The 26,410-nt window shown below is 52.2% G+C and carries 22 protein-coding genes and 1 tRNA gene; 3 read left to right on the forward strand and 20 right to left on the reverse strand.

Translation table 11 applies throughout. From position 1 onward, the window contains the following. Positions 1 to 17: 17 nt before the first annotated feature. A tRNA-Arg gene (locus tag ABJV08_RS13600) sits at positions 18 to 94 on the forward strand. A gap of 839 nt (positions 95 to 933) precedes the next feature. On the opposite strand, the gene uxuA is transcribed toward ABJV08_RS13600, so the two are convergent. From uxuA to ABJV08_RS13680, 16 genes are all read right to left on the reverse strand, one after another. Further along, the gene (uxuA, locus tag ABJV08_RS13605; RefSeq protein ID WP_348039716.1) at positions 934 to 2,121 is read right to left on the reverse strand and encodes a mannonate dehydratase; all 1,188 of its coding nucleotides are present in this window, start codon (positions 2,119 to 2,121) and stop codon (positions 934 to 936) included. Between the two features lie 13 nt (positions 2,122 to 2,134). Continuing rightward, a complete protein-coding gene (locus ABJV08_RS13610; protein ID WP_348039715.1) occupies positions 2,135 to 3,394 on the reverse strand; it encodes an Nramp family divalent metal transporter in 1,260 nt (419 codons plus the stop codon). Between the two features lie 48 nt (positions 3,395 to 3,442). After that, the gene (locus ABJV08_RS13615; RefSeq protein WP_348039714.1) at positions 3,443 to 3,613 is read right to left on the reverse strand and encodes a hypothetical protein; all 171 of its coding nucleotides are present in this window, start codon (positions 3,611 to 3,613) and stop codon (positions 3,443 to 3,445) included. A 7-nt stretch (positions 3,614 to 3,620) separates the two neighbouring features. Next, positions 3,621 to 4,652 (reverse strand): sugar kinase, encoded by a 1,032-nt coding sequence (locus tag ABJV08_RS13620; RefSeq protein WP_348039713.1) that lies wholly within the window; start codon positions 4,650 to 4,652, stop codon positions 3,621 to 3,623. Positions 4,653 to 4,662: 10 nt separating this feature from the next. Then, positions 4,663 to 5,310 carry a bifunctional 4-hydroxy-2-oxoglutarate aldolase/2-dehydro-3-deoxy-phosphogluconate aldolase gene (eda, locus tag ABJV08_RS13625; RefSeq protein WP_348039712.1) on the reverse strand — a complete coding sequence of 216 codons (648 nt, stop codon included), beginning with the start codon at positions 5,308 to 5,310 and terminating at the stop codon, positions 4,663 to 4,665. Positions 5,311 to 5,334: 24 nt separating this feature from the next. Then, positions 5,335 to 6,090 (reverse strand): glucose 1-dehydrogenase, encoded by a 756-nt coding sequence (locus ABJV08_RS13630; protein WP_348039711.1) that lies wholly within the window; start codon positions 6,088 to 6,090, stop codon positions 5,335 to 5,337. A gap of 32 nt (positions 6,091 to 6,122) precedes the next feature. Then, entirely contained in the window at positions 6,123 to 7,412 is a 1,290-nt protein-coding gene (locus ABJV08_RS13635; protein ID WP_348039710.1) for an MFS transporter, read from the reverse strand. Next, a complete protein-coding gene (locus ABJV08_RS13640; protein WP_348039709.1) occupies positions 7,399 to 7,782 on the reverse strand; it encodes a cupin domain-containing protein in 384 nt (127 codons plus the stop codon). Before ABJV08_RS13640 ends, ABJV08_RS13635 begins: the two co-directional genes overlap by 14 nt. Beyond that, positions 7,779 to 9,959: a heparinase II/III family protein gene (locus ABJV08_RS13645; RefSeq protein ID WP_348039708.1), complete on the reverse strand. Its 2,181-nt coding sequence runs from the start codon at positions 9,957 to 9,959 to the stop codon at positions 7,779 to 7,781. The genes ABJV08_RS13640 and ABJV08_RS13645 overlap by 4 nt, the downstream gene beginning before the upstream one ends. Further along, positions 9,956 to 12,202 (reverse strand): polysaccharide lyase 6 family protein, encoded by a 2,247-nt coding sequence (locus tag ABJV08_RS13650; protein ID WP_348422308.1) that lies wholly within the window; start codon positions 12,200 to 12,202, stop codon positions 9,956 to 9,958. The genes ABJV08_RS13645 and ABJV08_RS13650 overlap by 4 nt, the downstream gene beginning before the upstream one ends. Before the next feature lie 299 nt (positions 12,203 to 12,501). Continuing rightward, positions 12,502 to 15,630, reverse strand: coding sequence for a TonB-dependent receptor (locus ABJV08_RS13655; RefSeq protein ID WP_348052460.1), 3,129 nt, complete (start codon positions 15,628 to 15,630; stop codon positions 12,502 to 12,504). A gap of 303 nt (positions 15,631 to 15,933) precedes the next feature. Continuing rightward, entirely contained in the window at positions 15,934 to 16,674 is a 741-nt protein-coding gene (locus tag ABJV08_RS13660; protein ID WP_348039705.1) for an FCD domain-containing protein, read from the reverse strand. Between the two features lie 589 nt (positions 16,675 to 17,263). Continuing rightward, complete coding sequence (locus ABJV08_RS13665; RefSeq protein WP_348039861.1) at positions 17,264 to 17,608, reverse strand: nuclear transport factor 2 family protein; 345 nt, start codon at positions 17,606 to 17,608, stop codon at positions 17,264 to 17,266. A gap of 3 nt (positions 17,609 to 17,611) precedes the next feature. After that, positions 17,612 to 17,962 (reverse strand): nuclear transport factor 2 family protein, encoded by a 351-nt coding sequence (locus tag ABJV08_RS13670; RefSeq protein WP_348039704.1) that lies wholly within the window; start codon positions 17,960 to 17,962, stop codon positions 17,612 to 17,614. 9 nt (positions 17,963 to 17,971) lie between these two features. After that, positions 17,972 to 18,949 carry a subclass B3 metallo-beta-lactamase gene (gene bla, locus ABJV08_RS13675; RefSeq protein ID WP_348039703.1) on the reverse strand — a complete coding sequence of 326 codons (978 nt, stop codon included), beginning with the start codon at positions 18,947 to 18,949 and terminating at the stop codon, positions 17,972 to 17,974. Between the two features lie 46 nt (positions 18,950 to 18,995). Next, a complete protein-coding gene (locus ABJV08_RS13680) occupies positions 18,996 to 19,757 on the reverse strand; it encodes a helix-turn-helix transcriptional regulator (protein ID WP_348039702.1) in 762 nt (253 codons plus the stop codon). A 129-nt stretch (positions 19,758 to 19,886) separates the two neighbouring features. Here ABJV08_RS13680 and ABJV08_RS13685 point away from each other — a divergent pair, with 129 nt between their 5' ends. Further along, positions 19,887 to 20,324 (forward strand): hypothetical protein, encoded by a 438-nt coding sequence (locus ABJV08_RS13685; protein ID WP_348039701.1) that lies wholly within the window; start codon positions 19,887 to 19,889, stop codon positions 20,322 to 20,324. Here the strand turns inward: ABJV08_RS13685 and ABJV08_RS13690 are convergent. Next, positions 20,321 to 21,325, reverse strand: a complete 1,005-nt coding sequence (locus ABJV08_RS13690) for an SDR family oxidoreductase (RefSeq protein WP_348039700.1) — start codon at positions 21,323 to 21,325, stop codon at positions 20,321 to 20,323. The genes ABJV08_RS13685 and ABJV08_RS13690 overlap by 4 nt on opposite strands. Before the next feature lie 81 nt (positions 21,326 to 21,406). Between ABJV08_RS13690 and ABJV08_RS13695 the strand changes: the two genes are divergently transcribed. Further along, positions 21,407 to 22,231 (forward strand): TauD/TfdA family dioxygenase, encoded by an 825-nt coding sequence (locus ABJV08_RS13695; RefSeq protein ID WP_348039699.1) that lies wholly within the window; start codon positions 21,407 to 21,409, stop codon positions 22,229 to 22,231. A gap of 16 nt (positions 22,232 to 22,247) precedes the next feature. On the opposite strand, the gene ABJV08_RS13700 is transcribed toward ABJV08_RS13695, so the two are convergent. Genes ABJV08_RS13700 through ABJV08_RS13710 form a run of 3 tightly spaced genes read right to left on the reverse strand, consistent with a single transcriptional unit; the run spans position 22,248 to position 26,100 of the window. Next, complete coding sequence (locus ABJV08_RS13700; protein ID WP_348039698.1) at positions 22,248 to 22,802, reverse strand: hypothetical protein; 555 nt, start codon at positions 22,800 to 22,802, stop codon at positions 22,248 to 22,250. Next, a complete protein-coding gene (locus ABJV08_RS13705) occupies positions 22,802 to 23,833 on the reverse strand; it encodes a DUF6607 family protein (RefSeq protein ID WP_348039697.1) in 1,032 nt (343 codons plus the stop codon). The genes ABJV08_RS13700 and ABJV08_RS13705 overlap by 1 nt, the downstream gene beginning before the upstream one ends. 20 nt (positions 23,834 to 23,853) lie before the next feature. Beyond that, on the reverse strand, positions 23,854 to 26,100 hold the full coding sequence (locus ABJV08_RS13710; protein WP_348052462.1) for a TonB-dependent hemoglobin/transferrin/lactoferrin family receptor: 2,247 nt from the start codon (positions 26,098 to 26,100) through the stop codon (positions 23,854 to 23,856). Positions 26,101 to 26,410: the final 310 nt, after the last annotated feature.

A 26,410-nucleotide genomic window follows, 5' to 3' on the forward strand; every position in this document is an offset into this window, starting at 1 on the left:
CGGCGACACACGCCCTGGCACCCGTAGCTCAGCTGGATAGAGCGCTGCCCTCCGAAGGCAGAGGTCATAGGTTCGAATCCTATCGGGTGCACCATGATTTCAAACGCTTAACGGACTATATAATAGCTCGTATTGCGTCCGGGCAGGACCTGAGTGGGACGCATCAAACGACGATATCCATTAGCTGATGTGGAAAACGTGCCTGGAATCGAGCTCATCTTCACCAGATAACGATGCACCATGGTTTTCCGGCTAGAGCATGACTGGCATGACCTCTGGATGAATTCACTTCACCATTGGATTGGCTTCACAGGTTAAGGGCAACTTTGCGCCCCAATTTCCGAACAGTTCGTTAGAAGGGCGGCATGCCAGAAGCGGCCATGGCTATGATCGTAACGCATATGCGAAGAACTGAGCAGCTTTGAATGTCGTCTCTTGACACTTTGAGCCACGTCTGCGTCTCTGGTGCCGTCCAGCAAGGGGCACACAACACATGCAGTCAATCCGTGAAAGGTTTGAGGGGTTTGCATGGCATTTAGTCCGATTGAGGCACATTTCGGATTGGGGCGGGCGCAAGCCGTATCCCTGATTGAAGTTAAATGGCCAGACGGAAAAACGGACACCATTTTCCCCCAAGATTTGCACGACGGAAAAATTGTCATTTCTCGAAATTAGAATGGTTGCCGATTGGTTTAACTAGAATTTTCGCAACCCAGCTTCCCGTTAGCCTTGGGTTGTTATCGTCTGTCGCAGCGGAGTCATTGACTGCGATGAAATACTAACCAATGAACTTTGTGCTCAATAGTGTCGCCATAGAGTAAGCTTTTGCGCCCCAATAATGGACGTCCCAGAAGGGCCTGCTTTATTCCGAAAGAGGCTGTTAGAAACTTCCAAATCGCTGGTACAATTTCGCCAGCGCATGAGATACCTAAATCAACTTCTAGCGGATTCCAGCAAAGTCCTAACAACTCCGCGGATCTCGGCAAGTCCCTTCATTCGACCGATCGCGGAATAGCCGGGATTGTTGGTACCTTTGATGTCGCTCATCATAAGATGCCCATGATCAGGACGCATGAAAATTTCGCGATCCAATCTTCGCTCGTTTTGTAGAAGGTGTCGAATAACCCTTATCATATCGATATCGCTATCCAGATGACTGGCTTCGTAAAAAGAACGCTGTTCCTGCGGGTCACGGGTCACACCGCGAAGATGTGCGAAATGAATGCGCTCTGCATAATCGAGCGCCATTTGCGGCAGGTCGTTATCGGGCCTGCTGCCATAGGTTCCGACGCACAGGGTGATACCATTGGCGGGACTGGGCAACGCTCCAAACAGCTTGTCGAGATCGGCAGATGTGCAGATGACACGCGGCAGACCAAACATGTCCCAAGGCGGATCGTCGGGATGAATGGCCAATTTTACGCCCGCTTTTTCCGCGTGCGGGAGGACCCGTGCTAAAAACCCAAGCAGGTTCTGCCGCAACGCGTCGTGATCAAGATGGGCATAACGCGCCAGCGCCGCGCGAAAATCCTTTAGCGAATAAGCGTCGGTCATTTTCCCCGGCAGGCCAGCAATGATTGTACGGGTCAGTTCGCTCTGCTCATCTTCCGACATCGTGTGATAAACACGCTCGGCGCGATCTACTTCGTCCGGCGTGTAATCGTCTTGCGCATTTTTTCGCCGCAGAATGAATAGGTCGAAAGCCGCAAACCTATCCTGATCAAAACTCAGTGCAAAAGCCCCGTTCGGCAGCTGATATTTTAAGTCGGTGCGCGTCCAGTCGATGACCGGCATGAAGTTATAACAGATTGTTTTGACACCCTCAGCCGCCAAATTGTTCAGTGTCAAAATCCAGTTATCGACATATTTTTCGTGTCCGAACGCAGCCAGCTTAATATCTTCGTGAACAGGAATGCTTTCAACGACGGTCCAGTGCAGCGGCGTCATTGCTTCATTATATTCTTCAATTAAAGCCTTATGGGCTTTGATGGCATCCCGGGGCCAGGGTTCGCCAATCGGAATATCATGCAGCGCGCTGACAATGTCGGTCGCACCGGTTTGGCGTATTTCCGCCAAACCCACCGGGTCATTCGGACCAAACCATCGCCACGACTCTCGCATTTTTCTTCCTTTATCAGCGTGCCAGCATATCCGTCAGGCCCTGATATCCCATATAGCCCGTTACGAGCGAAAACAGGAATATCCCCGACAGACCGACATTGGTGAGCAAGCTGTTGCGATGTGCTCCCATCAAGTCTGCTCGATTGCCAAGGTAAATAATGCAGGCAACGGTCACTGGCAGAAGCACGACATTAAAGGCCTGAGACAGGATCAGGACAAAGACCGGTCTCGCGTCAAACAACGGTACAACCAGACCCAGCAGCGAGATCAAGAATACGAAAATGCGATATTTCCAAAGAGTCATATCGCGTGGTGTGCCGCGAAAATCGCACAAGAGCCAAGGGATCATCAGCAGGTTGGGAAATTGCGAGGACACGCCCGCAGCGATTATGCCGATGGCAAAGATCGATACAGCCAGCGGTCCGGCAAGTGGCTCGAGCAAGCCAATCATTTGCGACGCACGGTCGAGCCCTATTCCCTCGACAAAAAGACTTCCGGCAGCCGCCGCCATGATTGACGCGCTGATCACGAACATCATGATTGCGGCGAAGGCTGCATCGCGTCGCTGCTGATTGTCATGCTCGATTGTCCAGCCTGCTTCTTTCACTAGAGTCGTTCTGATGATGAACAGACCGGAAAAGATCGTGGTCCCGACCATCGACGCGATGAGCAACAGCGGTCCTGTCTCGCTGGATGACACATCTGGCAGGGAGGGCACTAGACCCGCCGCCATGTCTGCCACGGGCGGCATCAGAATGAAGAAGTTTAAGACAAAGCAACCGGCCATGATTGCGACAATTACGGCCAGGGTTCTCTCGAAAATCTGCGTACGCCCGCTCCAGAAGATGAAGTAAGCAACTGCACAGAAAAACGCGGCGCAATAGATCGGAGCGATGCCGCCCTTTACAAATGATTTCGACCATTCATAGCTGATTTCGGCGACGATACCCATCACGCCCATCACACTGCCACAAACGCCTACGCCAAGCGCGATGATGAAGAACATCCCAACGGCTGGATGAATATGCTTGCGAAATGCCTCAAGCGCAGTTTCACCAGTCACCAATGTGTAACGGCCATAGGTGGCGATCATCAGATAAGTTGCCACGCATGATATCAGCACCGTCCATAGGAGCGCCATACCATAATTTGCGCCAGCCGTTGCCATGGTGGTGACACTGCCCGTTCCGATATTGAATCCGAGCAGGAAAATTCCGGGTAGGAATGCTGCTAATGCTGTTTTCCACCTACCCTGCGATCGTGATGCAGCCATACAGCGCCGTCCCTATATCGATGAGGCCAGAAGAGAGCGCTGTTTTGATCACTTGTTTTTCTTGCTATTGTCTGTGATCGGTTCGCCAAGCTCACGTTGGACGCATATTTCAAAAAGCTCCTGCTCGCGGGACAGATTATCGTTGGCGATGGCAAGGCACCGCTTTTGCGGTTTAGCCGCCGAACTTCCGATGGTAACAAGAAGGCTGGTCAGCGACATTTACACCTTACCTTTGAACCCGGCCAGACCCGTCGCCGGACATCAGTTTTTCTACTTCCGGAACGGTAACACGGTTAAAATCACCCAGAATGGAATGTTTCAGACAACTTCCTGCAACAGCAAATTCCAAAGATTGCTGACGGTCATCATAAGCATTCAGGCCATAGATCAGCGCAGATGCGAAACTGTCGCCGCCGCCGACACGGTCAACGATATCGGTAATTTCATAGCGCCGAGACAGTTTAAAATTGCCGCCGCGCTCGCGCAGACACGCGGACCAGCCGTTTCGGTCGGCGCTCATGCTCTCGCGCAAGGTGATCGCTATTGTTGACATGTCGGGATAGAGTTCGAGAACCTTCTCAGACAATGCCTCATATTTTTTTGTGTCGAGCTCGCCAGCTTCAACATCAACGTCGACGCTGATCCCAAGGGATTTCTGACAATCCTCTTCATTCGCAATGCCGACATCGACATGCTTGACCAGTTCGGTCATGACTTCCGGTGCCGTCTTGCCATATTTCCAGAGCTTGCCCCGATAGTTGAAGTCACATGATACAGTCACACCAGCTTTTTTGGCTTCCTTGACGCACTCAAGACTCAGATCGGCGGCGGACTGGCTCAGCGCCGGCGTGATACCCGTGATGTGCAGCCACTTGGCACCATCATAGATTTTTGCCCAATCAAAATCACCGGGTCCGCATTCGCAAATCGAAGAGGCTGCGCGGTCATAGACGACTTTCGACGGTCGTTGGTTCGCGCCCGATTCCAGGTAGTAGATACCCACCCGGTCGCCGCTGCGGCGGATCATCGAAGTATCAACACCAAAGCGGCGTACTTCATTAATCGCGTGCTGACCGATATCATTGTCCGGCAGCGCGGTCACAAAACCCGAATTCAAGCCGTAGTTGCTAAGCGCAACCGCGACATTGGCTTCGCCGCCGCCAAAGGTTGCTTCAAATTCCGGCGATTGGAAAAACCGTTCATGGCCGGGCGTCTTCAGGCGCAGCATGATTTCTCCAAATGACAAAAATTCTGTCATGATTTCTTCCTTATGGTCGTACGGCGCTGGCGATCTCTACCGCTTCGCGCGCCAACTTTGTGATAGCCTCATAATCCCCCGCATCGATGGCGGCTGCGGGCGTCAACCAGCTGCCTCCGCATGCGATTACCGACGGTAGGGCCAGAAACTCATCCAGATTAGATGCCGAAACGCCGCCGGTTGGCATGAAGCGCATTTCACGGAATACCGAAGACAATGCTTTGAGCATCGGCACACCGCCTGCCAGCGAGGCAGGGAAGAATTTGACCGTCCGAAGCCCGAGGGCATAAGCACGTTGCACTTCACCAGCAGTCATGGTTCCCGCATAAAGCGGCACACATTGGTTCAGGCAAAATTCTGCTACTTCATCAACCAGACCCGGGCAGACAATAAATTGCGCCCCCCGGGCGACGACTTCTTCCGCCTGATCGACTGTCAACACCGTTCCAGCACCGACAATGAGGCCCGATGTTTGCTTGACGATAGCTTCCATACAATCAACGGCTTCATCAGTCCGAAGCACAACTTCTATGATACTGAGGCCACCCGCACCAAGCGCGTTCGCCGTTTCCACTGCAACATCCGTATCGCTCGCGCCGATAAGCGGCACGACTGGCGCGGCGGCCAGCCGGGCTTCAAGGTCTTGTTCTATGCTCATCTTCTTTTCACCATCGTCCTTCGATCAGGAGAAGAATAGGCCACCATTGATATCAATATTGGTGCCGGTGATGAAGGATGCTTCATCTGACGCCAGGTAAGCTGTTGCATCGGCTGTCTCTTCTGCAAGGCCCTGACGGCGCAGCGGCGTAGAATTGGCAACATTCTCACGCACGGCATCAGCAGTGAACGTGTCATGGAAAGATGTCGCGATCATACCGGGGCAGAGCGAGTTACAGCGGATGCCCTTTGGTCCGAGGTCCTTGGCCATAGCCCGCGTGAAAGTCATTACAGCCCCTTTCGAAGTCGCATAAGCAGCCGCACCGGGTCCGCCACCATCACGGCCTGCCAGGGAAGCAAAGTTCACGATCGATCCACCTTCTTTCATATGCGGAACCACTGCTTTGGTGGCTAGAAAGGTAGATGTGACGTTAAGGCGCATGACGTGTTCGAAAAACTCCATGTCCATTTCATCGAGCCCTTTGCGCTCAACCAGCCCGCCAGTGACGTTGACCAATATATCAATTCCGTCACCAAAGGCAGCCTGGGCAGCTGCGACCATACCATCAACATCTTCCGGCTTCATCATGTCGCCTTTATATGAGATGGCCGTCCCACCAGCCGCTTCGATCGCGGACAGAGTTTCATTTGCAGCTTCTTCATTGTTGCAATAGTTCACCACAACCTTGGCGCCTTCCCTGGCAAGCTTCTCTGAAACCGCGCGGCCAATATCGCGGCTACCGCCGGTCACGATTGCTACCTTGTCTTTCAATTTAGTCATGTTTTCCCCTGTCTATAAATATGATGAAAATATTATGCGGTTGCAGTTTCGGTTTTCGGTTGGAGCGGCTTGATGCTCGGGCAGAGTATAAAGATCGAAACCACCGTCATGATCGCCAGACCAGCACCGACAGCAAAGGCCGGAGCGTAATTGCCGTCCGCTGTGATGATCGGGATCAGGAAGTTGAGCAGAACCACGGCCAGTTTGGCCGCAGTTCCTGCATAGCCTGCAAGCGTACCAACCGATTTTCCGCTGTAGAAATCACTTGGCAGCGTCTGGATGTTTCCGACCGCTGTCTGGAAGCCAAAAAGGATCACCGCCATCAGCAGGACCGCAACCAATGGCGTTGCGGCAACAGTGGTCGCGAGAAGCGAGACCAGCATGATGAGACCGCCGAGTGCTATGACAGATTTTCGTGTCTTGTTGACGGTCCAACCAGCCTTGATACGATTTTGTGCGAGCAGTCCACCAAACCATGCGCCGAACATCGCGCCGATATAAGGTACCGCCGCATAGGTCGCGATCTCTTCTACACCGAAACCATAAGTCTCATAAAGGTATAGCGGAAGCCAGCCGACAAACAGCCACCAGATGGGATCAAGGAAGAAGGATGCCATGATCACTCCCCAGCTTTCCTTGCGGGTGAGAATCTCCCCTGTGCCCGGCGCATAGTCGGCAACCTCGCCCGCCTCCCCGTTACGTTGGCCAGTGAGGATGAACTGACGTTCTTCCTCGGTGATCCATGGGTGGGCATCGGGGCCGCTTTTGTAGACGATCAGCCAGGGCACCAGCCACAATAGTCCCAACACACCTATGGCGATGAAGGTGGCCTGCCAGGATCCAAGAAAAACGAAGAGAAGGCCTACTATCGGAGCGGATACAATACCGCCGATCGCTGCCCCCGAGTTAAAGATGCCCTGTGCAAAGGCACGTTCGTCGATCGGGAACCATTCGGCATTGGCCTTGGTCGCGCCCGGCCAGTTGCCTGCTTCCGATACGCCAAGAAGGCCGCGAAAAATCGCGAAGGTTGTGAGGCTGGTAGCAGCGGCATGCGCTATTGTGGCAAGTGACCAGGCTGCAATTGCGAGTACAAAGCCTAGCCGTACACCGATCCAGTCGAAAATCTTGCCAAACAGAGTCTGGCCGAATGCATATGCAAATGTGAATACGTTGATGATGATCGCATATTCGACCTTGGTCAGGCCCAGTTCTTCCGAAATTTCCGGCCAAAGAACAGCCAGCGCACCGCGGTCGATATAGTTGATGATAGTCGCAAGCGCGACCAGTCCGACGATCCAGAAACGTAACTTACCCTTCGGCATTATAGCTCCCCCCTTCGAGAAAATCTTCGCGCACGGGATTGAATATATCGAGCAGTGAACCTGCCTCTATGCATGTAATCCCGTGATCGGTGTCTGGCGTGATTGCGACACTGTCACCGGCAACCAGTTCCCGTTCCTTGCCGCCCATCATGGCGCGAAAACGGCCGGATTCGATATAGCTGATCTGGCTGTGAGGATGTTGGTGAACAGTGCCAGCTACGCCGGAATCAAACCACAATCGGCAGAGCATCAAGTCAGAACCATAGGTCAATATCTGTCGCTTGATGCCGGGCTCCAGATCTTCGATTGGCGCATCTGATGCGTGAACAAACGTATCGCTTTGGCGCGCCTGTGTTCTTGTGTCGTTCATTTGGCGCCTCCGCCCAAACGGATATGATCTGCGAAACCTGTCCATTTGATGTTCTTACCGTTGATCGTCGCGCTATGCTTCTTGGCTTTGTCCTGATCATAGGAAATCGCGAGCACCGATTTCGCTCCGGCCAGCGTTTCGATCAGCAGCAAATCTGCTTCACCATCACGAACATGCTGAATGGTCTTGATCTGGCTATCGCTATCCGTCGTGCGTTCAGCAGCACCATCATAGCGCCCATGGGCCTCCAGAACTCCAGCAAATACGGTATCTTTGCCATTCGCAACCCGCTGGATAACCATCTGTTCCCGACGCAGATTGAACTTCGGGTCATTGGCACCGCTCTCCGCAAGAATGGTCTCGCTGCCAGCCTGAGGCGCCCAGCGCGATGTATAGAAGCGATCATCCTTGATCCATGTGACAAAGGCATTCTCAGCACTGGAAGGCTTGCCCAGCGCATCGACCCAGATATGCTGATAGCCGTGACCTTCACCCAGAATCGGGCGGCCCTCGACATTGGATGCAACATCAAACCCAACTCGCATAATATGGCCGTTATAGTGGAGCGGCAGGTCATATTGATGATCACCTTCTGCTTCCACACGCATAACATCCGCAACCAGCGGCTGACCGAGACCTTCGACATCCAGCAAAGCCAATGTGCGAGTGAATTCAACTCCGGGATAAGCACCTGTCATCTTCGCCGTACTGATCTGACTGCCCATTTTGTCCGAGAAATAAAGTTGCTCCGGCGCTAGCTTGCTGGCGGCTTTCACGTCACCATAAAAATGACTTTTCTCGTCTACAACCAGTGAGTTATGAGCGACACTCTGCTTCGCCCAGCTTTCATTTTCAGGCAAATAGCGCCCACCAAATTTGGCTTCGATGTTTAGAAAACGCGCCGCGCCATAGTCGCTGACAATCTCATAACCATTGTCATAATATTGCCAGCTCATTTTATCGAAATGGCCGTGCCCCATGCCCTGCGAACTATTTTTTGCAACCAGCGCCTGCCCCGTCATGCCATCGCCCTTGCGCATGATCGCGACCGCCCCCTGTTTGCCTTCAGGCCCATCAGAAAGCAGCATGGATTTGAATGGAAAGGGCTTGGCCTTGCCCGCCGCCAGATCACTCGCAAGCAACATGCCTGCATCAGTCAGGACTGTACGCCCTTGCCAGTCTGCAATGCTCAGCAACCCGGGCTCGCGCGTCTTACTATACGCCACTGCAACACCATGAAACAGTTCATCGGTCTTCAAACTCTTATCCCGAATAGCGTCATTGAACGGGAAGAAGCGCCCCTCATAAGTCAACTGAACCGTGGTCGTCAGCGCCTTCAGCAATATCCCGTCGCGATGTTCGAAAATCTTGCGTGCCGGATCATTTCTTTCGATCGCCCCAGCGAAAACAATGAATGGCTTAAGCGCAAAGCGTTGATAATAAGGGCCTTCGGTATAATAACCATCCGGCGAAAAGAGCAGTTCGCTCTGACGCAAAAATCCGCTCTCGCCTGATTTGTCTAGCCCCAACAAGGCTATGTCCACCAGTTCCTTGTCACCGAGAACATAGCCTGTCATCCCGACGCCGGCCGTTGCCCATGTGGCATGATTATGTATCTTGCTGAATGTCACTGCCGATCCGGTAGACAGGAAGGCCGCCGCCTTGCGGAAGAGGTTATCATCGATATTTTTGCGATCAGTCTCTGAAAGCGTATCGCGAATGGCTTCATAGCCTTGAATGCTGTCCACCATCCACATGGCATCGTTCAGCACCTGCCAGAAAAGCCGGCCTGACCCTTGGGTGTTTTTCCGCGCCGGATGTTCGCCCAGTGTCGGATAGAGCTTCGCATATGCGAGCAAAATATCACGCACATAATCGGCATATTTCTGTTCACCGGTGAGCTTGTAAAGCTGGCCGCCCTGGTAAATAATCTTGAAATTTTGCTTATGCTGCTCGTGAGTATAGCCACCACCCGGATCTTTGGGGAACGGGACCACGACGCCATCTATCATCATTTCGTCAACAAACGCCCGCGAGCGATCAATTTCGCTCTGGAACAATGGAGCATATTGCTGTGCCGCCGTGGAAGACCCAGTCTGGGAGGACTGAACTGGCCCAGCCACGGCGACAGAAGATGCAATTCCGCAAAGTGCGACCGCTAGGAGCTTAACCCTCATGGCTTTGCTACACCTTCAAACTTATTGTCGGAAACCACAGCGCGATGCGCGCCTTCATAATTCATCTCTTCAAGAACCGGCATCGGCATATTCTTTGCCTTGTTACTTGATATGTGCGTTTGCGGACGACCTACGGTGTGCACAACTTTTATCGGCGCGGCGTCCAGAAAATTATTGTTGCTGATATCGGCATGCTGAACGCCGTGAAGAACCATAGAGGAGCCAGTTGTGTTGTTTTTGCTGCGACCGACATTCATGAAGTTCGAATTGGTCACGGAAAAATGCGGCCCGAATGTACTTTCATCCCGCCCACCGCGATAGACATTGAACAGTTCCGCACCAATGTCCTTAAAGCTCGAGTTTGAAACATCGAGATATTCGACATTATATTGGCCGTAATCTTCTGTTTCTGCTGCTGCCAGCAAGATCGAGCCAGAAATATTGCTGAAATTGCTATCTTTGATTTTAATGCGATCCGCCATCGAACTTTTACCCAGTTTGATAACATCAAAGGATCGGTTCACATTCAGGTTGGTGACCGACACGCCCACCATCTTGATCATGAAATTTGCTTGGATCGGATATATAGTGGTTCGGATCATTGCGTTGCCCACGGAATCAGGGGCTGCTGCGCCATCGATATGAATATTGGCCAGCTTGATACTGCCGCCCTCACGGATTTCCACCAATGAAGGTCTCGCGAATAGAAGCTTGGTGCTGCCATCCTTAGTCCCTCTAATCGTAATTGCACGGTCAAGAGGCAGCGTTTTGTTCACGAGATATTCGCCAGCACCTAGAACAAGTTGGTCACCTTCGGCGGCCGTCGCGAAAGCATCAATCAACGTGTCTTCACCGGGTGGGACTGGAATTTCCTTGCCGGTGTCGAACCGCTCGCCGTTTGCTGGCTTGGGATACCAGTCAACACCCACTTGATCGCGGGTTAGAGGCTTGATGCTGCGGGACACCCCCGCTGTCAGGCCTACGGGATAGAGCAAACCGTTTTCTGCCCGCTCCATCTCGACCGACGCTTTCGCGACGCCAGCAATTTCCTGCTGGGCCGAATCATTGAAAAGCAGATTGTCTGATAACTTGATGCCGCTGATATCATCCTGCACCATGATGAATTCACCTTTGCCCGTGCCGCCTAGCAAGTTTCCGGCAATACGGCTGTTGATCGGCGCCGCGGATCGCTCGGTATCTGCACCGGCATTAAGAGTGATGCGGCTACTATCGACCACAGTGTTATTCTCGATCACGGCGTTGTCGACCTGCACATATCGATTGACCGGAGAATTGGGTACGCCGTTCATGACCGTCAGCGCGCTGGCGAAACCTGTTCCGCGGAGACCTTCCATATAGTTATTGCGAATGGTCTGGTTGCGGTTGATCACCCGGATGCCGCCAGTGTGCGCTTTTCCTCCGCCCATGAAAACATTATTCTCGACCAAAGTTCCGTCACCATGACGGAACACCAGCGCCCCGCGCGACCGGTCGAAAAAATTACCACGGAAGACATTGCTGCCCGACTTGGAAGAGATGATTTCGACTTCACCATCACAGCGGTCGAAATAGTTATTTTCCACTGTCGTGTTTGAATTGAACATCGAATAGTGGCTGGTGCCTATGCGTAAGGTTTCTCCGCCATTCGATCCCAACACCGGACGCGGCCCGAAATAATTATGATCGATGCGGTGGAAGTTTTCCTGACTCTCGGAAGAGTTAAGTCGCACGGCAAAAGTCACACCCTTGTTGGTCTTGCCCTCGAGGTGACTGTGATCAAAACGGTTGTGCTTGCCATACATGCCAACCCAATAGTCGCTTTCATAGCGGTCGGGTTTGCTGAAACTGTCGATTACGACCTGCGTGACGCGGCTGTGATGAGCCAGATTGTCTTTTGATCGGCGGAAGGAAATAACTTCACCGGTCGGACTGTAGCCGTTCTTGAACACCAGCCCGGTTACCAACATATGTTTGCCACCAATGCGGAGATTGGACTGGCCGGACAGAATCACCTTACCGACCTCTTGTGGGCGCAGAGTGATTGGTTTTTCCTTGGTGCCTTGACCGGAAAATTTAATTTCAAAATCTTTCCATACGCCGTTCGCCAGGACGATCGTATCGCCAGCTTTCAAGAGCTTCTCGGTGGCGACATAGTTTTTCTGATCTTTAACCAGATAAACTTCTGCATAGGCGGGAGCTGAGGCAACCACACTAGTCAGCAAAACCAGGCTAAGCCTGAACATCATCCCCAAAGATCCTCTTGTTGTCTTTCTATCGGCTATCAATCTATTCAAATTGAGTCAACCAATTGGTACTACCAAATTGACATACCAATTTGTCCGCAATCCAATCGACGCTTAACTTAAGCAAGATCGGCGCGGCAGGTTCAAGCTCCCACCGCGCCAATCCCTTGCTCGAACCGACAAACTGCAAAGTATTAGCTTGTCGTTCAAACTTGCCTGAGCCGCTTTGACCTTCATCTCTGTGCCGGAGGTTAGGGTCAAAAGCTTGCGGCTCAAGATTTTAAACGATTCCGTCTCGCCTAGTAAGTGAAGCTAAAACCAAACTGAACTCTGCGATCGGTGATGCCTTCGTAGCACAACAATGCACCATCATTCACGCAAGAGATATTCTGGCTAGACTTGGTTATGTTAGTTGCCTCCACACCAATGTTTAACTGGTCGGTGACTGCATAGTTTACGCTAGCGTTTAGCTGCCCTCTAGGTTCAACAGCACCACGGAAGCCAAGCGGCTCAAACACGTTACCGGTGCCAGGCAGATCGTTCGTTCTAAACGTGTCACGCCACGTGTAACGTACCCGCGCCGATATACCGTATTTCTCATAGAATGCTGTCAGGTTATAAGCGTGCTTGGACAGGTTCAGCAAAGTAGCGGTTTCACGCTGCACAGGATTTACGGCAGGATCAAAACCTTGTTGTGCAAAGATTGCCTGAGCCCGGCCGCCAGAAATGTCGGTAAAACCAGTATCGTTGCTTTCCGTTTGGTATGTGTAATTGGCCACAAAACCAAGACCGGAGAGAAATCCGAAGCTGCCGAGCCTATCTTCCCAATCACTCAAATTATATTGGAAAGCGACTTCAATACCTTGTTGAGTGGTTGTCCCATTCGAGTTGAACGGGGTTTGAAGTCCAACACAGACACCTGTCTCGCCGTTACCGAAGATACCTGCTTCCGTACCTGGAGAGAAAGTCCCGCCGCCTTCACATACCGGACCAACAGTGTCGCGTGTGTTAGGCGCAATAACGCCTGGAGCACCCGCATTACCCGGCTCATCAACGACAACTCCAAATAGCCCGTCGCGCTCTTTGCGGAAATAGCCGACGCTAAAGACCGCTTCAGGTGCAAAATACCAGCTTGCCGAGAAATCATAAGAGGTAATCTCTTCCGGTCTCACATTGGGGTCACCAGCGACTGCGTTACTGTTGACGCCTCGTGAATTCGGGAGTGATATCGCAGATGATATGTTCGTGAAGCTAGGTCGATTGATTTCCTGAGAAAAAGACGCCCGCAGGACAATGTCATCAGTCACATCAAAGGCGAGGTTCACGCGCGGCAAGAAGTGATCGTAGCTGCTTTCATTCGTGTTCAGGAATGGAGTACCAGTACTCAACACGTTGGCGGTTTCCGCTATCGAGGTTTTAACCCAGCGCACACCGGCATTTCCGCGGAACCTATCATCTTCAGTTCCAAAATTAATCTGACCGTACAGAGCATGCGTCTCTTCCGTAATATCAAAGAACGCATTTGGAAGCGAGTTTAGCCCTGAGGTGAAGATCGGTCCGAGACCTTGAGCCGCAGCGGCCGCATTGATCGCCGCTACTGCCTCTTCCGGATTACCGACAATGCCAGGATCTACTTGCAATACACCCGAGACAAACAAATCGCTGCCCGTGCCATCCCCAAAATTATCAGGAATCGGCGTGAGGAGACTTGCGATACCACCCGCATTCAAACTGTTACCCAATGTGCCGGAACCGCTAGCAGACGCCTGCCTATTGTCTCTAAGAGTCTCGCGACGACTATAACGATAGCCAGCATCGATTGACTTAATAAAGCCTACCGAGTCAGTGAAATCGTAAGAGGTATCAAAGCGAAATGCCAGTTCCTCATTTTCCTGTATATTGGCGGAATATGTAGGAGTACCGTCAAACACATAGTTGCTTCCATCCAGCAACTGAGCAGTTGTTGGCGCAAATGGGTCGGCGAAATTGATGCCGAAGGAAATGCCATTCGTGAAGTCAAATATGACCGGAATACCATTTTCGTCCCGGAAACTGGTACCAGCAGTATTGTTCGGGGCAATATCCGAGTTCGGATTGATAAAGTTAAGAGTTGTAGCGAGGTTTGGATTGACCGTTTCTGATGATACTCTGGAGACTTCAGCAGCTATGCTCAGTCGATCATGCTGCCAGTCAAGCCCGGCTCTAAATACATCGCTTTGAGTTTCGCGTGAACCATTGTCACTGGCCACCCGAAGGAATGGCGCACCGCGCGCGTTTCTAAAGTCATCGTCGGTAGCAAAATCCGCTCTCTGTTGCGGCGTAAAAGTACCTGCCGTGACGGCTTGAATGCTGCCAAGATTTTGACCCGTGGCGTCGAGGCCCAAATCGAACGTCGCAAAGTCCGTGAAGTTAATATTGCCGCCGTTGGTTCTATCGCTTCCACCATTCAACCGGCTAACGTTAGAAAACTGAACTCGTGAACCTGCCAAATTTCGCGTCTGGTCTGTATAAATATAGTCAGCATAAAGTCTCAGATTATCGGTCGGCTTAGCTTCAAACGATGCCGCTACGTTGATTGTTTCATAATTCTGGTCCTCTTGAACCTGGTTCAAGAACTGAACCCCGAGGAATCCTGGCGCTCCAGCCGGGCATGAGGTCGGCGGAGTGGCACCCGAACAGTCCGTCAGATTATCACGATCAAGACGTGGACGGAAAGCGGTGTTGTTTGACTTGGTGTAACTACCACTCAAAACAAACCCAAATTCTGCTCCAGAGGAACTTTCCCATGTTTTACCAAACGCGCCTGAAACCCTTGGGTTTAGACCGCCCGATGAAAGACTACTATCTTCCATTTGCCCGCGGACACTGAGGAGAGTTTCAGACAGATCAAGCGGACGAATGGTTCTGAGGTTAATCGTACCGCCAACGGAACCTTCGATCGTGCTCGCTTCAGGCGCCTTGGTAACTTCGACACCCGCGATGATAGATGGATTTAAATCTTCAAAGTTAATACCGACGCGTCCGTTACCCGCGCCGACGGTTGATACACCATTAACTTCGAGGCGGTTACTACCTGTACCCCGGATCTGAACGCCGGTTCCAACGCCGTTTTGGCGTGTGATCAGAACACCGGTAATATTTTCGAGAACCTCTGCAAGGTTTTGATCGGGCAGCTTACCAATATCCTCAGCCTTAATGACTTCGATAAGGCTATCTGCCTCACGCTTTTCGTTAAGCGCACTGGCCAAAGAACTTCGAATACCGGAAACGATAATAACGTTTTCATCAGACTCCGCGGCGTTATCTAATTGCTCATTTTGCGCATATGCTGGCGAAGCGACCATTGCCATGGCTGTACCCGCCATAAGTGCTTTTGAAAAATTAATGCGTGAAAACTTTTTGTGCTTTGAAATCTCGGCCTGATTCATCGAATCCTCCCCCTGTGGTTTTGTTATTTTCACGATATCTGACTTGGCAGGGCATTCGTGTCAACCATTAACGCACACCTATTATATATTTTCTGTCATACCAATTATTCATACCTTAAAAAAGAGCTGATTTAGAACGGCTTATCAATTCTAATAGTTTCCGTCGGGCCAAATAGGCTGCTCGAAATGGTCCAGAGTGTAACATTTGGGTAACATGTCAGAGACCCAAAGCACGTGTGCGCCACACTGCGTTTGGCACGCACAAAATTTTCGGCACATTGGTTTAGAGGATAAAAACCCTCTTCAGCCCATGCGGGCAACGTCAAGAAAGCGTTCCCGGCTTTCAATCGCACGCTGTTGAACTTCCTTCAGTGCTTCCTGTTCGGTAGCATCCAGCATGGTGCCAATCAGGCGCAAGAAATGCTCGCGCATTGCGCGGCGGGCAGAGGCCGGATTGCGCGCTTTTAGGGCATCTAATATGTCCTTGTGTTCCTTGGCCCGGGCCTCGGCATCTGCTTCGCAGACCGCGTCATAGCTATGCTTCACTGCGGGAAGCTCTTCCCGCATACGCCACAGCGATTCAATCGAATGGACCATCGCACCATTGCCGGAACATTCTGCTATTGTAGCATGAAACTCTCGATCCGCAGCTAGCGATGTTTCTTCATCGCTATTGCCCATGGTACGAATCAAACCCTCTAGTTTCTTCAGGCTTTCATCAGAAATAATTTTAGCGGCAAGTGCTGCGGCCTCCGCTTCGATCAGCGATCGGGCCTCTGTTACCTCAAAAGCACTTACTGCAGGAAGCTTGCCAGGCTGCAGAGACTGATCTTCACACACATAGACGCCAGAACCAGTTTTGATCTCGATACGCCCAACAGCTTGTAACGCAATTTCGGCCTCGCGAATAGTGACACGGCTGACTTCAAAACGCTCGGCCAATTCACGTTCGCCAGGTAGACGCGTTCCTGGCGGAAATACACCTTCGTCAATCAGCAATCCGATTTTCTCGGCAACGCGGTGAAAAAGTCTCTGCTCAGCCATATTGCACAAATCCTTATTAGCAGCCTTGCTGTAACGGCCAGCGTGACCAATGTCATCCCATAACCAACCACTCAATTGGCACAGTACTGCCAGTAAATGCGGCTCACTAGATGGTTGAAGCTGGCAATTTCCCGTATGATTGTCAATTTATATCCATACCAGTAACCATTTTTATGAATACCAATTACCCTCACCTTTTCCGCTATAGTACCGTTAACCTGGTTGCGAAGCAGCACGAGTAATGCTGAAGATGATCCCTTTGTGATTGGCGGGTGAACTATTGTCCAACCAATATTGATCGAACACAAGCACGGGAAAAATTAGCAGGAGCTTACAAATTGAGCGAGCCAAGCGCAGAATAAATTGCGGCCGCAGCGCCGTCATTTCCTGGAGAACCTACAGCGGAAGAGGCCCCTGTTAAGCCACCTGCTGGCGGCACTTATATTCCAGAGGTCGCCACCGCGTGCAAAATTTGCTGATCGCACAACAGCATCACATGAACAACTCAATGACGGCCCTGTCGACCAATCATTGCTCTATCTTCAAAACAGCAAATCTTGGCACTATGCGCTTTGGTTTTCCGACAGACTCAACTTTCCGGTACCGCGTAGCAGTCGCGGTAGGAGGTCAGTTTTCCGTCCGTTACCTTATAAAGGCCGACCCCCTCGACATCCCCATCGGGTCTTTTCCAGACCCAACGTGACCAAGCGACCGATTCATCACCGGCTATTTCGAGCACTTCAAAGTGCATTTTCTTCTCGGCCAGTTCTTTGGTCAACTGATGGAGCAAGGCAGAAATGGCTTCGATGCCCTCGACCCGGCCGATGGCAGGGTCCTCGAAAACCGCGTTGTCAGCAAAAAGCGGGATCAGTTTGCTATAGTCATTGTCATTCTGAATCTCCCAAAATGTCTCGATCACTTGCTTGGCTTGCATCACTCAAATCCCCTCGGGCACTTCAAATATGTCACGATAGGACGTGAACAACTCATGCTTCACCTCATATAGCCCCACGCCTTCGACGTCATTCTGCGGGCGTTTCCAGACCCAGCGCGACCAGGCGACCGTTTCACCGCCGGCAATCTCCCTGACTTCAAATTGCGGGGGATTGTCAGCAAATAGCTTGTCCAGATGGGCGAGCAATTTTGCGATAGCGGGCTTGCCTTCCACACGGCCGATAGCGGGGTCTTCGAACACTGCATCTTCGGCAAACAGAGGCAGGAGCTCCGCATGACTGCCGTTCATCTGAATGTCCCAGAATGTCTCTGCCAGCGCTTTTGCTGCTCCCATCAAGGCCTCCTATTCGCTCATGATCGCGTTATATTTTAGTTTTTGCGAAACCAACCCAGCCTCGAATGCGGCTTCGGTTTTCGCGATGAAAGACCGGAAAATTTCCCGATCGACAAAAGCTAGCGGGTCACCTGCAACCAGTTTCTCCTGCTTGGTTGCCATGTCGAAAAACTGGGGGTGATTGGACAGGAAAATATCCGGCCTCCAGTCCCTGGTCACCGCGAAGGTCTTCCGATAATCATCGACAATGCCTTCATATTGCGCGCCACTTTGTCCTGCAGGCCCAACCAGCCGGTTGGCCGCGACCGAAGCTGAGCAGAAGAACAGCGTCTGATAGCTTTTGCCGCCTTGCACGACATCGGTTGTCCACGAGGTGCAACCCCTTGAATGACCCGGCGTCCAATGCGCTGTCAGCGTCACATGGCCAAGAGTCACTTTCTCTCCATCGGCAATGATGCGATCAACTTTGACCGGTGGCGCATTCATATCGGCTTTCTCTTCCGACCCGAGATAGAAACCGCCTTCCAAGGCCGAACGGTCCCCCTCATGTGCGAATAATTTTGCTCCGGTCCGTTCCTTCAACTCGGCAAGACCGCCGCTATGATCGAGATGGGCATGGCTATTGAGCAGGATTTTGACATCGGCGGGTTCATAGCCCAGTTTCCGGATGGCTTCGATCACATAAGCGCCCTGCCCCGGCATACCGCCATCGATGACGATATGACCGGCCTTGGTCGGAATGAAATACATGCCCAGCCCTTTGGTGCCGACGAAATAGACACCCTTTTCTTTAGAACCAATGACGCGAAACGGCTCGACAGCGGCAAACCATGACGGGACTTGTTTGCGCCAGTCAAATGGCTGGGATGCGGCCCGCTCTGGGCTTTTTTCTGCAGTGACCTGAGGAGCAGATACAAGGGTCTCAACCGGTGCGCAGCCGGCGAACGCAACGCTCCCGATCAACATCATATATCTAAAACCAACCATCAATCCGTCTCCCTATCAGTAGCTTAGCAAAGCCCTCTGCAGGAAGCTATCTTTCGAAAAACTGAACCGTTTCCTGATCCATCGGAAACATCATTTCGATTTTGGTTTCACCCGCTCTCGTATCTTGCACCGACCCAAATTGGGCGATCGTCGAAAATAGGGACAATCGCGTTTCCCCAAATTTCAAAATCGTCGGGATGACCGCCTGATTGAGATTGATCGTGCTCATATCGATAGACTTAACCCGTTCGTGGCTGGCAAGCCGTTGCATCAGAGCCGACAATTTCTCATCCCCGCCCAGCTCGAGAATTTCTGTGCGCAATCGGGTCAAAGAGAGCACCGCCACTTCATCCCAATTTTCGATCAAATCAAGGCCGGCACTGTTCATCAATATATCCATCATATTGGCAGTGCCATCCGGACTGGCCAGCGCGAGCAGCATCTGTGCGCCCTGGTTGGACTTCACGACATTCCAGTGCCGGTCGACCGCGACCCCTGGATAGGGATCGTGATGATCCAGCATAGTATCGATCGCCTGATGAACCGGAGCCAGTTCAGGCGCGTTGTCCGGCAGGCTGGGATAGACGGGGGCAAAGCCGGCGGCGTTGAGCGCCTGGTTGGTGGCGGGCCTTGGCAATTGCAGCGCATCGGACAAGCGCATGACCATTTCGCGACTAGGGTTGGCGCGACCGGATTCGAGAAAACTAAGATGCCGCGTGGACATCTCCGCTTCGAGGCTGAGATCGAGTTGGCTAAAGCGCCGGACCTTGCGCCAGTCTTTCAGGATGCTGCCAAATTCCGATATCATAATATTCTCCTGCTCAAGCCATTCATGCTCTCATGACAGCTACGCCAAAGGCATGCACTTACCTATGAGGTAATTGTTTTCCTTACCGGGCGCTTGTCTAACGCGATTTGCAATTGAAGGAGAATAGAAATGTCACCCACAACCGCAGCCAAGTTCATGCGTTTCGCAGCCATTATGTCGCTCTTGTCCGCATTGCTTTTCGCCACAGGCGCCATGCAGGATCCAACCGGTATCTTGAGTCGGTTTCTGGCCATAATCATCCCCGGTTCGGAAGGCGTCAGCGGTATCGCCACGCCCGAAGCAAGAGTTGGTTTTGCTATCGCCGGCGGGGTATTTGCCGGCTTCATGGTCATGCTCTATATGATCACCGCACCAGCAATTGAACGGGGGGACAAAGTCACCATCCGCGCATCTATTGCGGCATTGCTGGTCTGGTTCGTGGTCGACAGCGGCGCATCCATTGCGGGCGGCGCTCCACTAAACGCCCTGTCCAACTTCGCCTTCCTGCTATTCCTGTTGCTGCCGTTGATCTGGATCCGGAAACAGGACGCCGGGCAGAATTCCTAACTGCGCCCGTTCACATCCTTGACCCATGGGCCGAAGGGCGAATTCCCCAGCATCGCGACCTGTGTCTTGGCGCTGACTTCATTGATACCGACTTGCGGTTTGCCGCGGGGATGAACGGGAAGCCGCAGCTGTCTTGTGCCCGGGGACTTGGCAATTAGGGCGGCAATTTCGTTTGGCACATCTTTTGGATTGGTTGAGCCACCACCGTTGCGTAGCGCCCCTGCTACCAATTCCGGATAAGCGGCCTTGCGCTCCTCGCTGGCGCGATCGAGCATCGGCGCTGTATATTGATTGCCATTTTTCCAAATCTTGGTTGGAAAACCGCCTGGCTGAACAATGGTCACGTCAATGCCATGCGGCACTAGCTCATAAGCCATTTGCTCGCTCATCGACTCCAGCGCAAATTTGGTTGAGCTATAGAGCCCCATTCCCGGCACCATGACCCGGCCAAGCTGGGATGAAATGTTGATGATCAACCCCGATTTCTTCTCCCGCATCGCAGGAAGCGCAGCACGCGCGACCCGTTGCGGCCCCATGACATTGGTTTCAAACAGCAGTTGCATCGCTTCGATATCTTGCAACTCCACCGGCGCTCCGGTGCCGACACCTGCATTGTTGATGATCACATCTAGTGCGCCGCCGTTAAGGCGCTCGGCTTCGGCAACCGCTTTGGTAACAGACTCATCAGAGAGTACGTCCAGCGCGAGGATCGTTATGTCTAACCCACCTTCTTCTGCAACCTTGGCCAGGGCCGCCGCTTCTGACCGAGGCAGATTCCGCATTGTGGCGAATACTTTTGCACCATAAGCGGCATAGATCTCCGCACCCAAATAACCAAAGCCAGAGGAGCATCCGGTAATCAAAATAGACTTGCCGGCCAGATCGATTTTGGCATCAGCAGCAGCCATGGCTGGTCCCGCGGACAACAGCGCACCCGCTGTTGCTGTGGCGGTAAGCATCTGACGGCGGTTCAAGTCGTTGGTGCGGTTCTGATTGGCCATTGAAAGACTCCTAAATTTCAAATTCGCTGCTACACTATCACAAAATTCGTTCCGGAGAGAACGGGATAATGGAGAGATATCATGCAAATTTCAAAAGCCAGCACGGCGGTCGGCGCCATTGTCGAAGATGTTGATGTCACCGCACTGACCGACGGCGAATTTGCTGATGTTCGCCAAGCCTTTCATGATCACGGTACATTGTTCTTCCGCGACCAGAAGCTCACCCCCGAAGAGCATATCGCCTTTGCCGAACGCTGGGGTGCGATCGATTTCAACCGCTTTTTCAAGCGGCGCGAAGGCTATCCGGAAATAGCCGAAGTGTTGAAGGAACCCGATCAGGAGCTCAATATCGGCGGCGGTTGGCATACCGATCACAGCTATGATGAAGCACCGGCAATGGGATCTATCCTCTACGCGCTGGAAATACCGCCAAGCGGAGGCGACACGTTGTTTGCCGGAATGGCCGCCGCCTATGACGGGCTTGACGATGGCATGAAAGACAAAATCAAAAACCTGAAGGCCCGCCATGGCAATGCGCATATTTTCGGTGAAGAAAGCGAGTATCGCAAAGCGATTGGTGACCGTTACACCAATGCCGATCAAGCCGGGCAGACAGCGGTTCATCCAGTGGTCCTCGCCCATCCCGAAACCGGGGTGAAAGGCCTCTATGTCAACCCCGGCTTCACGCTGGAAATTGTCGATGTCGAACCGGAAGAAAGCAAGGCCCTGCTTGAAGAACTATACGCGCATATAATGCAGGAACGCTTTCACCATCGCCATCAGTGGCGCGCTGGAGATCTGGCCATGTGGGACAATCGCTCGACTTGGCATTATGCGCTCAATGACTATCAGGGTCATCGGCGCTATCTGAACCGGATTACTATCGAAGGTGTCGCCTTAAGCTAGCATACTCCCTCTTGCATCACGCTGCAAACCCAAGAGCCACGAACACCATTGTTCCGAACGCCAAGGACAGCAAGGTTTTGCGACGATATGGCTTTGCCAGCAGTCCCACGATCAGTCCGCCAAATATGACAAAAAACAGGGCAATGCCAGCGATCAATTGATAGGTTTTAAAGAGCGCCGGACCGTGGCCCTTGTGCAATTCCATCATAGCATATTGGAAGCCTGGCTTGTGCAAGGATGCCTTGAGGCCCTCTGTCGTCTGGTTGATCCGTGCAAAAGTCCGCGAGGTTGGCCGGGTTGTCATTTTTCCATCGCGGCTTCGCACGCTTTCAATATCCAGATAAATATTCTGGGCTGCCAAAACCTCACCGATATCGCGCTTTAACGTGGCGCTTTCGGGGTTGAGCTTCGTATCGGCAGGCAATATCAAGTCGATATTCTCGATCTCAGGATCGATATCCGCGAGCTTCATCGCGCCCGTGATACCGACCATGAGAAACGAGGGCGCCAGAAAGGCGGCAAGAAACAGATGCACCAATATCAGCAGGTTCCGGGCTTTAGCTTTGCTCATCAATAATCGGCCGAGGTTACATTGCGTTTCGCTGCTGTTTTGACCGGACGTTTTGCCGTTGCACCGTTGATCAGGGATCGGGCTTCTTTCACCGCAGCAGCCTCCGACAATTTTCCTTCGGAAATCTCTGTACCCATAGCCAAAAGCCGCGCACTGATAACGGTCCCGGTCTGCGCCTCTTCTTCAACGCTCACGCCGCCCTTGGCGGCAATCACGGCATCCCAGAGACTTCGCACTTCTTCCCAATAAGCCTCGGTTTTCGTCCAATATTCATCTGCCGCGCTGACCGTATATCCATCGAATTTTTTATAGGTGTTAAGCACGGATTCCTGGACATAGGGCACGGCCTTGCCATCAACCGTCTTCATCTTGAGATTGTCTTGCCAGTGGATCCAGCCACCCGGCATAGGCTGGTGGCGGTTGATCGCTTGATAATGATCATAGACCGGGTTCCGCACCGCATCCCGGCGGGCCAGCGGCCGGGACGTCCAATCGCTAGTCCAACTGCGGAGCCCGTTGACAGTTTTCCACTGTCCCAATCCACCGTAGCGCGGGCTGTCATCGACCTGCCAAACGGTCTGTGACCAACTGCCCTTGCGTTCTGACGGCGCGACATCCTTGTTCACCCATGCGCCAGCTTCTGCATAGACCAGCACTTTTGCCGGTTCATAGACCCAGTCTTGGCGCCAATGTTTGATCACGAATGTTTTGCCTGCATGCTCTGCCACCAGAAGATGTTGCAAGACTATTTCGGTGCCCGTGTCCTTGATGATGCGCACGCTTTCGTGGCCTCCGGATATTTTAGCCTTCAGGGGCTCGTAATCCGCACGCCATGACGTGGTTTCCGCCATATCGAATTTGACCTTATAGTCCCCGGCCATAGCCAAAATATCTGCACGATCTTGCTCGAAGGAAGATTGTGTTTCGGCGACGGCCATCGGATTCTGATCGCTCATTGCCAAGGCAGGTGAAGTGGCAAATGACAGTGCCAGCAATGCTGCGCTCAATTGCGCTTTTTGTTTCAATTTCATGGTGGTTACTCCCTCTATTTTTAGAATGACAGGCTCAGTGACACACTGGCATTGCGACCTGGTTGGGTAAAAGCATCGGTAATGGTCGACGTGGCTGCCAGTCCCCTGACGTCGCTCCACAGCGCGTATTTCTTGTTGGTTATGTTGAATATACCGGCTCGGATTTTGGCATATTCCGTAACCCTCACAAAAGCCGTCGCATCGATGATCGCGGATTCTTGCGGACGGAAGCAAGCCGCCGTGCACACGCCCAAAGTCTCATTCGCTTCCTTGCGCGCATTGTAGCTCAGGATCACTTCGCCACCAAAAGCGCCTGTAGGCTCACGATAGCCGACACCCAATATAGCGTTGAGAGGATCGATCGTAGACAAGGAAGCAGACGGACTATTGGGCGAATTTACGGTCCCATCAGCAAAGGCAATTGCAAACCGGGCTCGGAAACCGTTTGCGGCCTCGTAGCTGGCCTTCGCTTCCACACCTTTGACGGTCACATCATCAAGATTGACGAACTGGAATATAGCCGGATCGCCGGGTGTGAAACTTCCACCCACCTGCTCCTGACTGATAAAGTCGGAATAGTCCGCAGTATATGCCGTCAGAATGAGGCTTATCTCGTCGGTCGCATAACGAATACCCGCCTCGAAACTATCGCTGGTTTCCGGTCCTAGGTCCGGATTGGCTGCAGATGTGTAGCCAAATGCCAAATTTTCGAAGAAATTATTGACCTGGCTGGGTGTGGGGGCCCTAAATCCCCGCGCATAGTTGGCGAACAGGCGGACATCTCCGAATCTGGCGACGGCGCCCAATTTGGGAGACAATTTTGAACCGTTTTGACCGCTCGGAAGAAAATTCGGCAGCAATGGATCGCTGGTTGGGTTCAGATCGTAGAAATCATAGCGAATGGCCGGATATAAAGTGAAGGTTCCGTCAGCAATTTCAATCGCATCTCCCAGATAGAAACCACCAAGCGTAAAGTCGGTTTTGGGAAAAGCGCGGGTTGGAAAAACCTCTCCGAAGGGCGGTTCCGTGCCGTCCCGCAAACCTGCCTGCTGGGTCTTGCTAATGTCACCACCAAAAGTTAGCACATGTTTGATAGAGCCCGTATCGAATGAAGAACGGAAGTCGGCAACGGCACCAAAAACTTCATTGTCAAATGTGTTCAATCTTTCTCGATCTGGACGCGGAGTTGCGCTGGTCGATGTGCGCTCTTCCAGAGCAAATTGCTGGTCCTTGCCATCCTGCCAATAGGCAGCAAGATGGGCATAATCGATAAGTCCCGAACCATTTGCACCAGCGTCATAGGTATAATCAATTGATGCGCGGACGCGCTTGGTCTGATCGTCTGCGGTCAAGTTATCGACGATCCAGCTTGGTGTCGGGCCGAATAGGAAAACAGGTCCGCGCCCTGACAGGACGTCGGAAGATATCTCGCGCTGGAGATATTCACCGGTCAGGCGTAGCTTGTGTGAACCATTGTTCCACACAAGCTTGCCAAGCAATGCATTAGACTCACCATCCTGCGGATTCGGCGCGGTGCGACTTGCATCGTTCGTGTCGATTGTGCCTTGATTGTCCAGCTCTTCAAAATCACGACGGGAATAAGCGAGCATCGCTGAAAAATCGTCGGTCTGTCCTGCGAGAGCAACCGTTTCGGCGAATTCCTGATCAGCAGAGCTATATTGTGCCCGGACAAAGCCGCCGAAACTATTCCCCTCTCTGATGAAATCGACTGGATCCGAGGTAATGAAACTGACCGCACCTGACAGACCATCGCTGCCGTAAAGCGCCGAAGCGGGTCCGCGCAGGATTTCCACCGATTTTATCAATCCGACATCGGTCGCATTGCCACGGCCAACCTGTTGAGCCCCGAAGCTGAAGCCCTGGGGAGTGCGGATGCCATCAACCTGGATCAAAACACGGTTGCCACCAATGCCGCGAATGTTAAAATCTTCATTCCCTGCTCTTCCGGTTGTACCAAGCGCAGCGCCAAAACGCGCGGGCGCCCGGCGAACCGAGACACCGGGTTCAAACCGCACAATATCGCGAACATCCGTCGCCAGTTCGTCGGAAATTTGTTCTTGATCAATGACGGTCACCGTCGCTGGAGCATCCGCCACATCTACTGGTGCCCGAGTGGCAGTAACGGTGATAATTTCCCCATCAATATCAGCAAGATCATCACTGTTAGCCATCGCCACTTGGGAAAAACTTAAAGCAAGAATGCTGCACGTGAATGCCATTCCCCGCGGCCGGAAACTCGATTTCATCTATATACTCCTGATTTAATGCTAATGCGAATGATTCTCATTCTTAAATAGAGAAGCAAAACACGGCCTGTCAAATACAAATGTAAAATTATCTCAGAATGTGGAATTCGTGCAGAGAAGTCCCTGCAAAACAGCCATTCTTTTACCGTTCTTCATGAGGGCAGTTGCAGAGAGCCTCTTAAACGAGACCCATTTTTTCCGTCTTCAATCCTGCTGAAGGAATGTGGGAAGGAAGCTGATTGCAATGAATGGAAGAGACAAAGAGAATTATTTGGCGCTGATCAAAACAAGGCCACAAAGCGTAAGAAGT

It is taken from the genome of Parasphingorhabdus sp., from assembly GCF_039982395.1.
Lineage (GTDB): Bacteria > Pseudomonadota > Alphaproteobacteria > Sphingomonadales > Sphingomonadaceae > Parasphingorhabdus.

What these genes read in the sequence shown, in the direction of transcription:
- uxuA (WP_348039716.1), bottom strand. Translation starts at nt 2,121, where the DNA reads ATGCGAGAGTCGTGGCGATGGTTTGGTCCGAATGACCCGGTGGGTTTG.
- ABJV08_RS13610 (WP_348039715.1), bottom strand. Translation starts at nt 3,394, where the DNA reads ATGGCTGCATCACGATCGCAGGGTAGGTGGAAAACAGCATTAGCAGCA.
- ABJV08_RS13615 (WP_348039714.1), bottom strand. Translation starts at nt 3,613, where the DNA reads ATGTCGCTGACCAGCCTTCTTGTTACCATCGGAAGTTCGGCGGCTAAA.
- ABJV08_RS13620 (WP_348039713.1), bottom strand. Translation starts at nt 4,652, where the DNA reads ATGACAGAATTTTTGTCATTTGGAGAAATCATGCTGCGCCTGAAGACG.
- eda (WP_348039712.1), bottom strand. Translation starts at nt 5,310, where the DNA reads ATGAGCATAGAACAAGACCTTGAAGCCCGGCTGGCCGCCGCGCCAGTC.
- ABJV08_RS13630 (WP_348039711.1), bottom strand. Translation starts at nt 6,090, where the DNA reads ATGACTAAATTGAAAGACAAGGTAGCAATCGTGACCGGCGGTAGCCGC.
- ABJV08_RS13635 (WP_348039710.1), bottom strand. Translation starts at nt 7,412, where the DNA reads ATGCCGAAGGGTAAGTTACGTTTCTGGATCGTCGGACTGGTCGCGCTT.
- ABJV08_RS13640 (WP_348039709.1), bottom strand. Translation starts at nt 7,782, where the DNA reads ATGAACGACACAAGAACACAGGCGCGCCAAAGCGATACGTTTGTTCAC.
- ABJV08_RS13645 (WP_348039708.1), bottom strand. Translation starts at nt 9,959, where the DNA reads ATGAGGGTTAAGCTCCTAGCGGTCGCACTTTGCGGAATTGCATCTTCT.
- ABJV08_RS13650 (WP_348422308.1), bottom strand. Translation starts at nt 12,202, where the DNA reads ATGTTCAGGCTTAGCCTGGTTTTGCTGACTAGTGTGGTTGCCTCAGCT.
- ABJV08_RS13655 (WP_348052460.1), bottom strand. Translation starts at nt 15,630, where the DNA reads ATGAATCAGGCCGAGATTTCAAAGCACAAAAAGTTTTCACGCATTAAT.
- ABJV08_RS13660 (WP_348039705.1), bottom strand. Translation starts at nt 16,674, where the DNA reads ATGGCTGAGCAGAGACTTTTTCACCGCGTTGCCGAGAAAATCGGATTG.
- ABJV08_RS13665 (WP_348039861.1), bottom strand. Translation starts at nt 17,608, where the DNA reads ATGCAAGCCAAGCAAGTGATCGAGACATTTTGGGAGATTCAGAATGAC.
- ABJV08_RS13670 (WP_348039704.1), bottom strand. Translation starts at nt 17,962, where the DNA reads ATGGGAGCAGCAAAAGCGCTGGCAGAGACATTCTGGGACATTCAGATG.
- bla (WP_348039703.1), bottom strand. Translation starts at nt 18,949, where the DNA reads ATGGTTGGTTTTAGATATATGATGTTGATCGGGAGCGTTGCGTTCGCC.
- ABJV08_RS13680 (WP_348039702.1), bottom strand. Translation starts at nt 19,757, where the DNA reads ATGATATCGGAATTTGGCAGCATCCTGAAAGACTGGCGCAAGGTCCGG.
- ABJV08_RS13685 (WP_348039701.1), top strand. Translation starts at nt 19,887, where the DNA reads ATGTCACCCACAACCGCAGCCAAGTTCATGCGTTTCGCAGCCATTATG.
- ABJV08_RS13690 (WP_348039700.1), bottom strand. Translation starts at nt 21,325, where the DNA reads ATGGCCAATCAGAACCGCACCAACGACTTGAACCGCCGTCAGATGCTT.
- ABJV08_RS13695 (WP_348039699.1), top strand. Translation starts at nt 21,407, where the DNA reads ATGCAAATTTCAAAAGCCAGCACGGCGGTCGGCGCCATTGTCGAAGAT.
- ABJV08_RS13700 (WP_348039698.1), bottom strand. Translation starts at nt 22,802, where the DNA reads ATGAGCAAAGCTAAAGCCCGGAACCTGCTGATATTGGTGCATCTGTTT.
- ABJV08_RS13705 (WP_348039697.1), bottom strand. Translation starts at nt 23,833, where the DNA reads ATGAAATTGAAACAAAAAGCGCAATTGAGCGCAGCATTGCTGGCACTG.
- ABJV08_RS13710 (WP_348052462.1), bottom strand. Translation starts at nt 26,100, where the DNA reads ATGAAATCGAGTTTCCGGCCGCGGGGAATGGCATTCACGTGCAGCATT.